The 15081-nt window shown below is 64.4% G+C and carries 12 protein-coding genes; 4 read left to right on the top strand and 8 right to left on the bottom strand.

Annotated features, from left to right (window positions below; all coding sequences use genetic code 11):
• Positions 1-358 precede the first annotated feature (358 nt).
• The 3 genes from CKO40_RS09100 to CKO40_RS09090 are packed head-to-tail and all read left to right on the top strand — an operon-like array spanning position 359 to position 3211.
• Positions 359-1549 carry an aspartate aminotransferase family protein gene (locus CKO40_RS09100; protein ID WP_200345893.1) on the top strand — a complete coding sequence of 397 codons (1191 nt, stop codon included), beginning with the start codon at positions 359-361 and terminating at the stop codon, positions 1547-1549.
• Positions 1546-2490, top strand: a complete 945-nt coding sequence (argF, locus tag CKO40_RS09095) for an ornithine carbamoyltransferase (RefSeq protein ID WP_200345892.1) — start codon at positions 1546-1548, stop codon at positions 2488-2490. Before CKO40_RS09100 ends, argF begins: the two co-directional genes overlap by 4 nt.
• Before the next feature lie 25 nt (positions 2491-2515).
• Positions 2516-3211, top strand: a complete 696-nt coding sequence (locus CKO40_RS09090; protein ID WP_200345891.1) for a TIGR04211 family SH3 domain-containing protein — start codon at positions 2516-2518, stop codon at positions 3209-3211.
• Positions 3212-3359: 148 nt separating this feature from the next.
• Here the strand turns inward: CKO40_RS09090 and CKO40_RS09085 are convergent, their stop codons facing one another.
• From CKO40_RS09085 to gpmI, 4 genes are all read right to left on the bottom strand, one after another.
• A complete protein-coding gene (locus tag CKO40_RS09085; RefSeq protein ID WP_200345890.1) occupies positions 3360-4238 on the bottom strand; it encodes a LysM peptidoglycan-binding domain-containing protein in 879 nt (292 codons plus the stop codon).
• Between the two features lie 146 nt (positions 4239-4384).
• Positions 4385-5461: a protease SohB gene (sohB, locus tag CKO40_RS09080; protein ID WP_200345889.1), complete on the bottom strand. Its 1077-nt coding sequence runs from the start codon at positions 5459-5461 to the stop codon at positions 4385-4387.
• Positions 5462-5637: 176 nt separating this feature from the next.
• Complete coding sequence (locus CKO40_RS09075; RefSeq protein WP_200345888.1) at positions 5638-6477, bottom strand: thymidylate synthase; 840 nt, start codon at positions 6475-6477, stop codon at positions 5638-5640.
• Positions 6478-6532: 55 nt separating this feature from the next.
• Positions 6533-8077: a 2,3-bisphosphoglycerate-independent phosphoglycerate mutase gene (gpmI, locus tag CKO40_RS09070; protein WP_200345887.1), complete on the bottom strand. Its 1545-nt coding sequence runs from the start codon at positions 8075-8077 to the stop codon at positions 6533-6535.
• Positions 8078-8485: 408 nt separating this feature from the next.
• Between gpmI and CKO40_RS09065 the strand changes: the two genes are divergently transcribed.
• Positions 8486-9745 carry a glucose-1-phosphate adenylyltransferase gene (locus CKO40_RS09065; RefSeq protein WP_200345886.1) on the top strand — a complete coding sequence of 420 codons (1260 nt, stop codon included), beginning with the start codon at positions 8486-8488 and terminating at the stop codon, positions 9743-9745.
• Between the two features lie 492 nt (positions 9746-10237).
• On the opposite strand, the gene ihfB is transcribed toward CKO40_RS09065, so the two are convergent.
• The 4 genes from ihfB to aroA form a co-directional block, all read right to left on the bottom strand.
• Positions 10238-10630 (bottom strand): integration host factor subunit beta, encoded by a 393-nt coding sequence (ihfB, locus tag CKO40_RS09060; RefSeq protein ID WP_200345885.1) that lies wholly within the window; start codon positions 10628-10630, stop codon positions 10238-10240.
• A gap of 92 nt (positions 10631-10722) precedes the next feature.
• Positions 10723-12402: a 30S ribosomal protein S1 gene (gene rpsA / locus CKO40_RS09055; RefSeq protein ID WP_200345884.1), complete on the bottom strand. Its 1680-nt coding sequence runs from the start codon at positions 12400-12402 to the stop codon at positions 10723-10725.
• Positions 12403-12623: 221 nt separating this feature from the next.
• Complete coding sequence (cmk, locus tag CKO40_RS09050) at positions 12624-13334, bottom strand: (d)CMP kinase (RefSeq protein ID WP_200345883.1); 711 nt, start codon at positions 13332-13334, stop codon at positions 12624-12626.
• Positions 13331-14680, bottom strand: a complete 1350-nt coding sequence (aroA, locus tag CKO40_RS09045) for a 3-phosphoshikimate 1-carboxyvinyltransferase (protein ID WP_200345882.1) — start codon at positions 14678-14680, stop codon at positions 13331-13333. Before aroA ends, cmk begins: the two co-directional genes overlap by 4 nt.
• Positions 14681-15081 lie beyond the last annotated feature (401 nt).

The following is a 15081-nucleotide window of genomic DNA, read 5'->3' as shown; positions in this document are numbered from 1 at the left end:
TAGCAGCACAGACTGGTCTGCGCGAAAGCAGAAGGCAAACGACCGGGCCGTTCCCTGACTCCGAATCCACTGAGACCGATCTTGTGCAGCCGCCGACCGCCCAATAAGACCCGATCAGAACGCAGAACAGAGCCTGAGGCGAGCCCATCTCTGGGCCACCCCAATACTGAAACCCCAGTTTGCCCATTCCAATCTGCGCCTGGTATCCTTCTCTGTTTATTTCGCATACTGGTACAGACCGGCGCAGAAACGAATTTCGGGCGCTCGTTTTTGGAGAAACCTTGGCGTGAATGGGCCTGAAGACAACGGTAAGGATTCGGCAATCCCACCAAGCCAGGGCGCTGGCAACCCGCACCTGATGCCGACCTATAGCCGGTTGCCGGTTGCTTTCGAGCGCGGCGAAGGTGCCTGGCTCTGGGACGAGCAGGGCAAGCGTTACCTGGATGCGCTTTCCGGGATCGCCGTATGCGGTCTCGGCCACGCCCACCCCGCTGTCGGTGCCGCACTGTGCGATCAGGCCGGGAAGCTGATCCATACCTCGAACCTGTACGCGATCCCGTTACAGACCGAGCTCGGCAACCGCCTTTGCGGCGCTGCAGGGATGGATCGGGTGTTCTTCGCCAACTCTGGCGCCGAAGCAAACGAAGCCGCCATCAAGCTCGCCCGGCTTCATGCGCACCGGCGCGGGATCGCCAATCCAGCGGTCCTGGTGATGGAGAACGCCTTTCACGGCCGGACCCTCGCCACCCTCACCGCAACCGGTAACCGCAAGGCCCAGGCCGGCTTCGAGCCGCTCGTGCAAGGGTTCGTTCGGGTCCCTTACGACGATCTTGATGCGGTCGCGAAGGCCGCCGAGAATCGCCCGAACATCGTCGCCGTACTGCTCGAGCCCGTCCAGGGGGAAGGCGGTATCGTCGTCCCGGCCGAGGATTACCTGCAGCAGCTTCGCGCACTCTGCGACCGTCATGACTGGCTGCTGATGGTCGACGAGATCCAAACCGGCATGGGGCGGACCGGAAGGCTGTTCGCACACCAATGGAGCCGGGTCAAGCCCGATGTGATGACATTGGCGAAAGGGCTCGCCAATGGCGTGCCAATCGGCGCCTGTCTCGCGAGCGGTGCCGCCGCCGAGGTACTCGGTCCCGGCAGCCACGGTTCGACCTTCGGCGGCAATCCGCTCGCGTCGCGAGCGGCGCTGAGCGTGCTCGAGGTGCTCGAGAATGAAGACCTTCCAGCACGCGCCGCAGTCCTTGGCGATTGGATGATCGACGGGCTGAGAACCCGCCTCAATGGCATCGACGGCGTGAACGACATCCGCGGCCGCGGGCTCATGATCGGAATCGAGCTCGACCGGCCGGGCGCCGGCTTGGTTCAAGCCGCACTCGCGCGCGGGCTGCTGATCAATGTGACGGCCGGGTCGGTCGTTCGGCTGCTGCCGCCATTGATCATCGACGATGATCAAGCCAACGAGATCGTCGATGAGGTGTCGGGACTGATCCTAGAGTTTCTCCAACCCCACAGCGCCGACAGCACCGGTGAAGGCTCGTGACGGACTCGACACAGCCGACCCCGACACGGCATTTCTTGACGCTGCTCGACCTCACCAAAGCGGAGGCCGAGCATCTGCTCCGACGTGCCACCGAGCTCAAGGGCTTGCGGCAGCGCGGCGAGGTCTATCGGCCCTTCGTCGGCTACACACTGGCCATGGTGTTCGAGAAGTCTTCGACGCGTACCCGGGTCTCGTTCGAGGCCGGTATGTCCCAGCTCGGCGGCACCGCGATGTTCCTATCGCCCCGCGACACCCAGCTCGGCCGCGGCGAGCCGGTCGAGGACAGCGCGCGCGTGCTCTCGCGTATGGTCGATGCAGTGATGATCCGGACCTTCGATCACGAGACGGTGATGCGGTTTGCCGAGCATTCCCGGGTGCCGGTCATCAACGGCCTGACCGACCGCTTCCACCCGTGCCAGCTGCTCGCCGACATGCAGACCTACCTCGAGCATCGCGGCTCGATCCAGGGCCGGCGCGTCACCTTCATCGGCGACGGCAACAACATGTGCCATTCGTATATCAACGCCGCCCGCCTGTTCGGGTTCGAGCTACGGATCGCCTGTCCCGATGGCTTCGAACCCGATCCCGCGATCCTTGCCGCGGCCGGCGACCAGTGCACCGTTCTTCACGACCCGGGCGAAGCCACCGAGCATGCCGATCTGGTCGTGACCGATGTCTGGGCGAGCATGGGCCAGGAGAGCGAGCAGGACGCGCGCAAGGCATGCTTCTCGCGTTTCAGTGTTACCTCGAGCTTGATGAAGCGCGCCCGGGCTGATGCGCTCTTTATGCACTGTCTCCCGGCACACCGCGGCGAAGAGGTCAGCGGCGAAGTCATCGACGGACCCCAATCGGTGGTCTGGGACGAGGCAGAGAATCGGCTCCATGCCCAGAAGGCCCTGCTCGAGCTGCTGCTCTCCTACAGCCCGAACACCCCCGGCTAAGCCGGCTTGCCCTGCGAATCCTGACATGCCCAAGGCACACCTCCGCTGGCGCGCGCTCGCCTTGACAGGCCTCATCGCCTTCGCGACCTCCAGCCAGGCGCAAGAGACACGCTACGTTACCGATCAGTACGAGTTCAATCTGCGCAGCGGCGAGAGCACGCGCTACAAGATCATCCGCCAGTTACCGAGCGGCACGCCGCTGACCGTCCTCAGCGTCAATAAGAACAGCGGCTATGCCCGGGTCCGCACCGAGAACGGTCTGACCGGCTATATCCTGTTGCGCTATCTCCAGGACAAGCCGGCCGCGCGCGATGAGCTTGAGGAGATGCGCACCCGGCTGGCCGAGCTGCAGCAAGAGCCGGACAAGCTCGCCGCGCGGCTGAGCGCGCTCCAGGCCAGCTATGAACGCCTGGAGGACAATGCAGCCCAGCTCAAGCGCGAGAAGCAGGACCTCGAGGCCGAGCTCGCGGAGATCCGAAACGCGGCAGCAAACGCGGTCGAGATCGACCGGGAGCGCCGAGAGCTCCAGGAACGGGTCTCGAATCTGCTGCTCCAGGTCGATCAGCTCGAGCATCGCAATCTCGAGCTGAGCAATCAGACCAAGCAACAGTGGTTCATGATCGGCGGGGGCGTCCTCGGTGGCGGCATCCTGCTCGGGCTCGTGCTCCCGAATCTCCGCCTACGCCGCCGGCGCAGCTCCTGGGGCGGCTCGGCACTCTAACCGTCACTGCGAATCCTCTTGGTGACCTGAACAAGCCCCTAATTCCAATCGCGGCAGGTGGCATTTTACTTCCCGATCCCAAGGCCACCGGTCCCGGCAACTTCGGGAAGCAAATGACGGACAAGCGTCCTAACTAACCAGAGGGTCGTCAAGGGATCACCAGCGACATCCCAGGTTGGAGCGCATCCGGACTGGACAGGATATCCCGATTCGCCTCGTAGATGCGCTCCCAGGCTGCAACGTCACCATAGACGCGCTCACTGATGCTGGACAGGGTGTCCTCCGGCCGGACCTGATAGAACACCGCGCTCGACAGGCCCTTGGCAGCGGTGGGTTCCGGCGTGCCGGTTTCATCGGAAACGGCGGCGAGACCGGCGTCAGGACCGTCGACCTGCGATGAGGTCGATCGAGTGTCCTCCGCAGTCGAGCCCGATGATTCGACCTCGGGGTCCCGCCTGAGCCGCGCCTCAGCCTTGGCCAACTGCCGCTCCAGTTGCACGGCCTGCTGCAGGGCCTCGGCTTGGCGTGCCCTGGCCGTCGCCAGCGCGTTGGTCAGCCGCTCGATCTCGGTCTTGGCCCGTGCTTCGGCCTCATCCAGCGCAGCGGCCAGCTTCTCTGCCTTCTCGGCCCGGCGCTGGGCCTCGTCGACGGTGAGCTGCTGCTGTTGCAGCCGGGCATTGAGCTGAGCGATCTCTCGCTCGCAGGCCTGCCGTGCCGCCTCCTCCAGGGTCGGAGCCGCCCCGCTGCTGATCCCAGGCAGCAAGACCTCGAGCGCGCCGACCAGGCGCACCAACAGCTCGGCCTGGGTCCCGACGCTGCTGCGCAGTTCGGCGACCTGATCGCCGAGCCCCTCGACCTGTTCTCCCAGGCCGGCCGAGTCGGAGACGATCTCCTCGCTCTTCAGCGCGCGATGAGACCTCTCTGCTGGGTCGCTAGGGTCCGCAGTGGGCTGAGCGGCGGCGGCAAGGCTCAAACAGAACAGGAAGCCAGCGCTAAAACGAGCAAGCCCCCGGAGGCCTTGCTTCATGAACCCGAGCTGATCTCGATGGGCAATTTCCGGACGTGGATGCTCCAACAGCTGGGGCGATCCGTTCACCGCGGCTGGAACACCAAGTTGGATGGCCGATGCAATCAATGGATGGCTGGATGACAAGCGATAGGTCCTGCCTGTAGTCAGTGTAACGCCGCCCCCTTCAACCAACGCCCGACTCGGCGAGTGACGGCCCTGATGGGGCCAGACAAAGTTAAGTGCGCTGGCGAGGCGATTAGGCCGAATGACCCGAGCAGGCGCTCCAACGGTCGCTTCCTGGCACGATAGCGGACCTTGAAGAGATCGGCCTCTGCGCGCGCCGCCAACAGATAGTCATCGCTGGTCTGGACAGCATCGATCAACCCCAACTCCAGCGCCTGTTCGCCATGCCAGTACTCACCGGTTGCGACCCGCCCCAGGTCCAAGGACTCGCGATACCGGCTGATGAAGACCTTGAACTGCCCGTGGGTGTCTTCGAGCTGCTCACGCAGCTTGGCTCGACCTTCCTCAGTATTCTCGCCGAAGAGGGTCAGCGTCCGCTTATGCTCCCCAGCCGTATGCAGCTCGAAGTCGACCCCCTTTTCCTGCAGCAGGCGATGGAAGTTCGGCAACTCGGCGAGCACGCCGATCGAGCCGATCACCGCAAAGGGTGCAGCCAGAATACGGTTCGCCACACAGGCCATCAGATAACCGCCGCTCGCTGCCACCTTATCGACCGCAACGGTCAGCGGAATCCCGGCACGACGCAGCCGCAATAGCTGCGCCGCAGCCAGCCCATGCTCGTGGACGGCACCGCCCGCATTCTCGAGCCTCACCAAGACCTCGTCTCGATCGGACGCGGCCGTGAGCAGCGCCGAGACGACCTCACGCAACGCGCCGACCTCGGTCGCCATCAGATCGCCATGGAAGTCGACCACGAAGACTCGCCGCTTATCGATCTGCTCCGCCTTGGCCTTCGCCTTTTCGGCCTTGCGTTCCACCTTCAGGCCCTTCTTATACAGCTTGGGCGGCAGCGAGGCGGCTTTGATGGCATCGGTCATCTGCTCGAAGCGATGGTTGAGATCCACGACCTCGAGGCGGTGGCCGTCCTCATCATCGTCGCCCGATCCGCCGCGACGAGCACGGAAGAGAAGTGCTGCGAGCAGACCCAGTGCGGCGACCAGGGTCAGCGACTTGGCAACGAAGAGGCCATAGGCGATCAGTGCATCGGTTATCGTCATTGTGGTCGGAACATCTCCTGGGTTCATGGCATCGGGTCGAGCGTCGGAGGCTCAAAGTGCGGGACCGCAAGGCCTCTGTGACCAAGTCAGCCGTGACAACCCGAATCGGATCGCCTCAAGCCCCCGGCGCAGCCCTGTGCTGACGAGACTGACCGGGAGAGCGTCTTGCAGGTCAGTCACACCGCGATCGGGGCACGAATCGGCGGGTGCGGGTCGTAGCCGTCGAAGGCGAAGTCTTCGAGCCTGTAATCGAACAGGGTCGCGGGCCGCCGGCGAATCGCCAGCCGGGGCAGTGGTCGGGGCGTGCGGCGCAGCTGCTCGAATACGATCTCCTCGGTCAGATGGTTTCGGTACAGGTGAAGATCACCAAAGGTATGGACCAGCTCACCGGCCTCGAGGTCCGCCTGTTGGGCGATCATGTGGGTAAGCAGTGCGTAGCTGGCGATGTTGAATGGCACACCGAGGAAGAGATCGGCACTGCGTTGGTAGAGCTGGCAAGACAGGGTGCCTGCCTGGACGTAGAACTGGAACAGACAATGGCATGGCGCGAGTGCCATCCGGCCGCTGCTCGCATTGGCGCTTGGCGAGCGCCCGGCTTCTGGGAGCACAGTGGGATTCCATGCGCTGACGACCAAGCGCCGCGAATCGGGGTCGCGTCGAATCGTTTCGACCAGCTCGCTGATCTGGTCGATACTGCCGCCGCCCGGCGCCGGCCAGCTGCGCCATTGGGTGCCGTAGATCGGGCCCAGCTCGCCGTCCTCGGCCGCCCATTCGTCCCAGATCGTCACGCCCTGCGCATTCAGCTCCCGCGCGTTGGTGGAGCCCGACAGGAACCAGAGCAGCTCGGCGATCACGCTCTTGGTATGGATGCGCTTGGTCGTGACGAGCGGAAACCCAGCGCCGAGATCGAAGCGCACTTGGCGCCCGAACACCGAGCGCGTACCGACACCGGTGCGATCGGCCTTGTCGCATCCATTCTCGACGACGTCGCGGAGCAGTTGCAGATACTGATGCATGAGCGGCAGCCAGGGTCTTGCGATGGGCGATGGCGAGACTTGCAAGCGTCCCTTGCTACTGCTGCGCAGGTTTGAGCAGGATCGATTTGCCCTGCATCGCCTCCGGCTGCGGGAGACCCATCAGCTGCAGCACCGTGGGCGCGACATCCTCGATCCCAGCCCCAATCCGTAAACGCCAAGCCATCTCGTCGACGACGAGACAGGGCACCGGGTAGACGGTATGGCGTGTGTGCGGCTCAGCGGTCAGCGGATCGATCATCTCATCGCAGTTGCCGTGGTCCGCCGTCAGCAGCACCGAATAGCCCTGCGCGACCGCGCTGTCGACCACGCGACCCGCCTCGCGATCCAATGTTTCGACGGCGTTGATCACCGCGTTGCGCACGGCCGTATGGCCGACCATGTCGCCATTGGCAAAGTTGACGACGATGAAGGCATAGGCCCGACTCTCGATCGCGGCCACCACTGCATCGGCGACCTCCGGGGCGGACATCTCGGGTTGGAGGTCATAGGTCGCGACCTGCGGCGACGAGATCAGGCAGCGCTCTTCGCCCGGAAACGGGTCGCTGCGCCCGCCGTTGAAGAAGAAGGTGACATGGGCGTACTTTTCGGTCTCCGCGCAATGGAACTGCGGCAAGCCTGCGTCGCTGAGCACCTCGCCGAGCACGACCGGCGGCATCTCATGGCTGAAGGCTGTGGGCAGGCCATACCAGGGATCATACTCCATCATGCAGGTCAGGTCCGCCGAGCGGAAATCACCCCGATCGAACGCATCAAAATCGGGGTTGGAGAGGGCCGAGACCATCTGCCGCGGGCGGTCCTTGCGAAAATTGAAGAAGATCACGGGGTCATCGCTCGCGATCCGCTCACCGTCTGCGATCAGGGTCGGCCGAATAAACTCGTCATCTTCATCGGCCGCATAGGCCTGTTCGATCGCATCGCGCGCCGAGTCGGCCTTGCGCCCCTGGCCATGGACCAGCGCATCGAACGCGAGCCGGGTACGATCCCAGCGCTTGTCACGGTCCATCGCGTAGTAGCGGCCGCTGACCGAGCCGATCGCGCCGCCGGCCGCTGCAAGTGCCTCATCCAGCGCGGCGAGGAAATTCAGCGCTGAGCGCGGAGGCGTGTCCCGCCCATCGGTGATCATATGCACGATCGGCCGGGCACCCTGATACTTCGCCAGTTTGATCAGCGCCGTCAGGTGCCGGACATGGCTGTGCACGCCGCCGTCTGAGACCAGCCCCATCAGGTGCAACGGCCGGCCGCGCTCGACCGAGCGTTGGGCCGCCGCACAGAGTACCTTGTTCTCGAAGAAGCTGCGGTCAGCGATCGCGTCATCGATCAGGACCAGATCCTGGCGCACGATACACCCCGAGCCCAGGGTCATATGGCCGACCTCGGAGTTTCCCATCTGCCCGTCCGGCAGGCCGACTGCGCGGGCCGACGCCTGCAGCAGCGTATGCGCATTGTTGGCGAACAAACGATCGAGATTCGGCGTCTTAGCGAGCACCACCGCATTGTTCGCTTTGCTCGGATTCGTGCCAAAGCCGTCCAGGATGATCAGCACCACGGGACGGCGCGGCAGCTTGAAACTGTTACCCATAGGTTCTCCTTACAGAGGATCGATTCGCGCCCTGATCAGCCCGAGGCCGCAGCAAGAGACCACAGCATCACGATACCGAAGAGCGGCATCGCAAGCGCGCCCTGACGCCGAGCCGCTATGCTGAAACCAAGCCGCCGGCGGATCAGATCACAACAAATCGGAGGCTTACCGGTTTATCATGGGGGATGTCGAGGTCTGCGGGCCGGCCAGCACGGGGCTTCCCCGGCACGGCAGGATGCCACAGGGCCTGCGACAGCGAAGACAGCCAGACCGGGCCGAGATTGTACCGAACCCTGTGCCTAACGAGACTGATCAAGCGCGATCAAACCAAAAGCCCAGGGCCGTCCCGCGAAGCACGCGTTGCAGTTGAGATAGCCCGGTTTTCGATTTTTAGCGCCCGGAGGACACATGCCCGATCGAATCATTGCCTTCGTCATGGCCGGAGGTCAAGGCTCACGCCTGCAACCGCTCACGGCTGCCCGCTCCAAGCCATCCGTCCCCTTCGGCTCGCGCTATCGCATCGTCGATTTCGTGCTCAGCAACCTGATCAACTCGCAGATCCGGACGATCTACCTGCTGGTCCAGTACAAATCCCAATCGCTGATCGAGCATGTGCGTAAGGCCTGGACCATCTCGCCGCTGCTGAAGGATCAGTTTGTGACAGTGGTGCCACCACAGATGCTGCTCGGCGAATCCTGGTTCCAGGGCACCGCAGATGCGGTCAATCAGAACATCAACCTGATCGAGGAGCATGGGCCCGACCTGGTCGCTGTGTTCGGCGCCGACCATATCTATCGGATGGACGTCTCGCAGATGGTTGCCTTCCACAAGGAACGCGAGGCGGACGTGACCATCTCCGCGCTGCCGGTCCCGCTCGACGACGCCAAGAGCTTTGGCGTGATCGCCGCCGACTCCAACGGCCGTATCCAGGGCTTCCAAGAGAAGCCGGCCAGCCCCTCCCCAATGCCCGGTGATCCGACCAAGGCCTATGCGTCGATGGGGAACTATATCTTCAGCACCGATGTGCTGATCAAGGCACTGCAAGATGCACAGCAGGCCGGCGAGACCGATTTCGGGCAGCATGTCCTCCCGCGCCTGCTCGCAAGCAAGCATCGCCTGTTCGCGTACGACTTCGCGACCAATGAGATACCCGGCATCAACCCCTACGAGGATCAGGTCTACTGGCGCGACGTCGGCAGTATCGACGCCTACTTCAATGCCCACAAGGACGTGCTCGGCGCCGAGCCGGTGTTCGACGCATTCAATCCGGAGTGGCCGATCTACTCGAGCAACTACCAGGGCCCTGTCGCGCGCGTGCTAGGTGGGCAGATCGAGAACACCTTGCTCGGCGCTGCGACGATGATCCACGATGGCACCCGCATCCGGAATTCGATCATCCGGCGCGAGGCGGTGATCGAGGAAGGAGCGGAGCTCGAGGACTGCATCATCATGGACTATGTGCGCGTCTGCAAAGGCGCCCGACTCAGGAAGGTCATCGTCGATCGCCACAACGTGATCGAGGCCAACACCGAGGTCGGCTACGATCGCGATGCCGATGCCAAGCGCTACAAGGTCTCAGCGGGCGGGGTTACCGTGATCCCATCCGGGCAGCCGAACATCTTCGCGCGCGCGGTAACGGGTCGAAAAGGGCGCGGCTATTCTGAGTAGCCACTCAAGGACCGCCTGGCCGGCGCAAGCGCCGCGCCAGAGGTCTCGCCACACCATTTTTGCCGAATGGGTATCCGCCCCGGCCCTCTCCTCGGCCCTCTGGAGGCGGAGGACTAACCCTCTAGGTCGCCGTGAACCATGCTGGCTTTATCCTAGAAACCGCAGTTGACCGCTTAGCCCAGCATGCAACCCTTTGCACTGGTTCCACTTCTGGCGCTTCATGAAGCGCACCAATGGGTGACGGCCGTCCAACTGCGGTTTCTAGGTTCATTGTCCGGGGCGGCCTTGTGCCCTAAGCGCCGCTCATTCCGCCAGTCATTCCGGGTTCCTCAGAAGGCGCCTTCAGCGCAGGTGGGGTCGGTGGTGCGGCTCACAGCGCGCTCGTCATCGTCCGTCCGCGAAGGCGCGCTGCTTTGTGCTTTGGGAAGCCCGTTACCGCGAAGCAACGGCTGCGAGCGTTTCATGCGCCGGGATGGCGCGTCGCCATGACCGTTAGCCAAGACTGGCCGCTGCTCGGGAACGCTCTGCTGGACCCTCTTCGTCCCCTTCTTCCTCATCACTACCGCCGTCTTGCTGCTGCGCGAGGCGCGCCAGCTCGGCCTGGTAGGCCTGATTGACCCGATCCCGGAGCTCCTTGCCAGGCTTGAAGTGCGGCACATGCTTCCCTGAGAGGGCGACCGCATCGCCCGTCTTCGGATTACGGCCGACGCGGGGTGGACGGAAGTGCAGTGAGAAGCTGCCGAAGCCTCGGATCTCGATGCGCTCGCCCGATGCCAGGGCCGCGCTCATCTGCTCGAGGATGCAGCGCACCGCCAGCTCGACATCCTTGTAGGCGAGATGGTTCTGTTCCCGGGCGAGGATGTCGATGAGCTCGGATTTCATCATAGCGGATCGCCTGCGATATCAACGCTGCCCGGCACAGGGTGCCGGGCTGTGATCAATTGGAATGATGGCTGCGCGAAGACGAGTCGCAGCAATCAGTCCTTCGCGGCCTCTTCCATCTGCTGCTTCAGGATGTCGCCGAGCGTTGCGGTTCCGGCCTGCGCCTCGCGCGCATAGCCCTTGATCGCCGCCTGCTCATCGGCCATGTCCTTCGCCTTGATCGACAACGAGATGCTGCGGTTCTTTCGATCGACGCCGAGGAACTTGGCCTCGACCTCCTCACCAGCCTTGAGCACCGAGCGGGCATCCTCGACCCGGTCACGCGAGATCTCGGAGGCACGCAGGTAGCCCTCGACGCCCTCGCCCAGATCGATGTTGGCACCCTTCGCATCGACCTCGGTGATGGTGCCGGTAACGATGCTGCCCTTCTCATGGACGGCGACGAAGCTCGAGAACGGGTCCTTGTCGAGCTGCTTGATCCCGAGGGAGATCCGCTCGCGCTCCGGATCGACCGAGAGCACCACGGTCTCGACCTCGTCGCCCTTCTTGAAGTTGCGCAGCGCCTCTTCACCGGACTCGTCCCAGGAGATATCGGACAGGTGGACCAGCCCGTCGATGCCGCCATCGAGTCCGATGAAGATGCCGAAGTCGGTGATCGACTTGATCTGACCGGAGACGTGATCGCCCTTCTTGTGGATCGCCGAGAACTCGTCCCAGGGGTTCGACTGGCATTGCTTGATGCCGAGCGAGATGCGGCGGCGTTCCTCGTCGATATCGAGGACCATGACCTCGACCTCATCACCCATCGCGACGACCTTGCTCGGATGGACGTTCTTGTTGGTCCAATCCATCTCGGAGACATGGACTAGGCCCTCGACGCCCTCTTCGATCTCGACGAAGCAGCCATAGTCGGCGATGTTGGTGACCTTGCCAAACACGCGCGTGCCTTCCGGATAGCGGCGCGAGATATTGATCCAGGGGTCCTCGCCCATCTGCTTCAGACCCAGGGAGACACGCTGGCGCTCGCGGTCGAACTTGAGCACCTTGACCATGATCTCCTGACCGATCTCGACCACCTCGGATGGGTGCTTGACCCGGCGCCAGGCCATATCGGTGATATGCAGCAGGCCGTCGATGCCGCCGAGATCGAGGAACGCACCATAGTCGGTGAGGTTCTTGACCACACCGTTGAGCTCCAGTCCTTCCTCGAGCTTCTCGAGCAGCTGCTCGCGTTCGGCGCTGTACTCCTCTTCGACCACGGCACGCCGCGAAACGACCACGTTGTTGCGGCGGCGGTCGAGCTTGATGACCTTGAACTCGAGATCCTTGCCTTCGAGGTAGGTGGTATCGCGCACCGGCCGGATATCGACCAGCGAGCCCGGCAGGAACGCGCGCACGCTGCCGAGCTCGACCGTGAAGCCGCCCTTGACCTTACCGTTGATCTGGCCGGTGACGGTATCGCCGTCTTCGAACGCCTTCTCGAGCTTGTCCCAGGCGGCGAAGCGCTTCGCCTTCTCGCGCGACAGCCGGGTCGCACCGAAACCGTCTTCGACCGCGTCAAGCGCGACCTCGACGTCGTCTCCAACGCCAACCTCGAGCTCCCCTTCAGGGCTCAGGAATTGATTGCGCGGGATGATGCCCTCGGACTTGAGTCCGGCATTGACGATGACGGCATCGGAGGTGATGTCGACAACCTGGCCGGTCACGATGGTGCCAGGCTGGAGCTGCGTGTTGGTGAGGCTCTGCTCAAAGAGCTCGGCGAAGCTTTCGGTCATGCTGTGAATGTTCCTGGCGTCCTACGCCGTCTCCTGGTCATCGTCGTCACCGACCCGGCATCGCCGAGAACAGGAGGGTTGAGTTAAAACAATAAGACCGAGGCGGCGACGCTTCGGTCGGGATCACGAATCAAGGGCTCGAGGACCCACCCGTGGCTCTAGGCTGCACTGCCGCGGCCAGCGGAACGAGAGGCGGGCTCTAATCCGAGGTCTTATCCCGGTCACGCCGCGCTGAGGGCCTGCTGGGCCAAGCTGACGACCTGGGCGAGCACTTCGTCGATCGTTAGCTCGGTCGAATCGACGACCACGCCACCGCTTGGAACCTGCAGCGGACTCTCGGAACGCTCGCGATCGCGGGCGTCACGCACACGGAGCTCCTGGATAAGATTTGGCAGGTTAGCATCGAGCCCCTTGTCCTTCAACTGTTTATATCGGCGCATTGCGCGTTCTTCAGGGCTGGCATCAAGGAAGACCTTGAGCACCGCCGCCGGAAAGACCTGTGAGCCCATGTCGCGGCCATCGGCGATCAGGCCCGGCGGCCTCGCCGCGGCCCGCTGCCAGTCGAGCAACGCGGCACGCACCGACCGGTGCACGGCCACACGCGAGGCATCCGCGCCAGCCTGCGCGGTGCGGATCGGCGCCGAGACATCCTCGCCGTCCAGCCAGACCCGCTCGCCGTCCGGGACGACCTCGATACGCTCGGCCAAGGCGCCGAGCGCGGCATCGTCGTCGAGATCGACATCGGCCCGCCGCGCCGCCAGCGCAAGGGTCCGATAGAGGGCGCCGCTGTCGAGCAGATGCCAGCCGAGACGTTCGGCGAGCAGGGCCGCGATCGTACCCTTGCCGGTCCCGGACGGCCCGTCGATGGTGATGACCGGGGCCGAGGTTGCTGGCGGGGTTGCTGACGGGGTTGCGGATGCGGAGTCGGTCATGCGTCCGTGGCCCCGCGCTGCTCGGTGATCGGCAGACCGACCCCGGCCGAGGCGGCCGCGAAGCCCGGGAACGAGGTCTCGACATTGGCGCAATCGCGAATCACGATCGGCGAGGTGGCGCGCAGCGCGGCCATCGCGAACGCCATCGCGATGCGATGATCGCCATAGGCATCGACCGTGCCGCCGTCCAGCTGCGCGGCGGCGCCGGCGCCCTCGATCCGCATCCCGTCCGGCTGCGGCTCGACGTCGACGCCGAGCGTGCTCAGGCCATCGGCCATCACCTGGATGCGATCGCTCTCCTTGACCCGCAGCTCGGCCGCGCCGCGCACCAGCGTTGGCCCGTCGGCACAGGCCGCGGCCACACAGAGGGCCGGGAACTCATCGATCGCCAGCGGGACCTGGTCCTCCGGGATCGCGATCCCGCGCAACGGCGCGGACCGCACCCGCAGGTCGCCCACCGGCTCGCCGCCGAGCTCGCGCGGACGCTCGATCGCGATATCAGCGCCCATCCCGCGCAGGATATTGATCACCCCGATCCGGGTCGGATTCAGCCCGACCTCGGTCAGGGTCAGGTCCGAGCCCGGCGCGATGCTGGCACCGACCAGGAAGAAGGCCGCCGACGAGATGTCGGCCGGTATCCGGAGCGCGGTCGCATGCAGCCGTCCACCGCCGCTTAGGCAGACGCGATCGCCCTCGCGCCGCAACGGATAGCCGAAGGCTTGGAGCATGCGTTCGGTATGATCGCGGGTCACCGCCGGCTCGCGCACAGAGGTCTCGCCCTGGGCATAGAGACCGGCCAGCAGCAGGCTCGACTTGACCTGAGCGCTCGCGACCGGCATCCGATAGTCGATCCCGCTGAGCTGTTTGGCTGGCAGCACCCGCAATGGCGCGCGCCCTTCGGGTGTCGCTTCGATCCGGGCGCCCATCTGGGTCAGCGGCTCGATGACCCGGCCCATCGGCCGGCGGGAGAGCGACGCATCACCGATCAAGGTGGTTGCGAACGACTGCCCGGCGAGCAGCCCGCACAGCAGCCGCATCGAGGTGCCGGAGTTGCCGAGATCGAGGGCATCCGCCGGCGCTTGCAGTCCGTGGAGCCCAACGCCCTGCACGCGCAGCCGGCCTTGCTCCGGACCCTCGGCCTGCACCCCCATCGCCCGAAATGCGGCCAGGGTCGCGAGGCTGTCGGCGCCCTCTAGAAAACCGCTGATCGCGGTCTCACCCTCGGCTAAGGCTGCGAGCATGACCGCGCGGTGCGAGATGGATTTATCGCCCGGCACCTGGAGTGGTCCGCGCAGCGCGCCGCCGGGGGCGACCTCGAAGCTCAGCGAAGGGGGCGTATCGGCCATGAGATTCCAGCTTGATCGGAGAAATGATGCTGCGCCAACCCTGATCCTGCAGCCCTGATCCTGTAGGTCCGCATTGATCGCGAGCGTCCGTCATGGAGTCGAGGAGCCGCTTGCGATCCGACCGATGCGGCCGATACCGCTCGCGCAGCGATAACCGCGTAGGATGCGGCTGCCTGGTTGCACCGGTCAAGCTGTGCGATGCGGTTGCCCAGTCTGGAGCCGGGCTTGGCGCCTGGGGTCAGACAGCGAGCAAGTGACGCCTTAGGCGATTGCCGCCGGGTGACCACGGGTGATTGCTCACCCGTGGTTCCCACAGATCCGGACGTGCGGAATTCCCGCATCCGGCTCCTCAGTTGAGCAGTCGCTACACAACAATCGTTGCACACCCATCGGACAAAAGC

It is taken from the genome of Halochromatium glycolicum, from assembly GCF_016584085.1.
Classification (GTDB): domain Bacteria; phylum Pseudomonadota; class Gammaproteobacteria; order Chromatiales; family Chromatiaceae; genus Lamprobacter; species Lamprobacter glycolicus.
The sequence above is the reverse complement of the archived record's forward strand: the minus strand, read 5'-3'. Positions and strand labels throughout refer to the sequence as shown.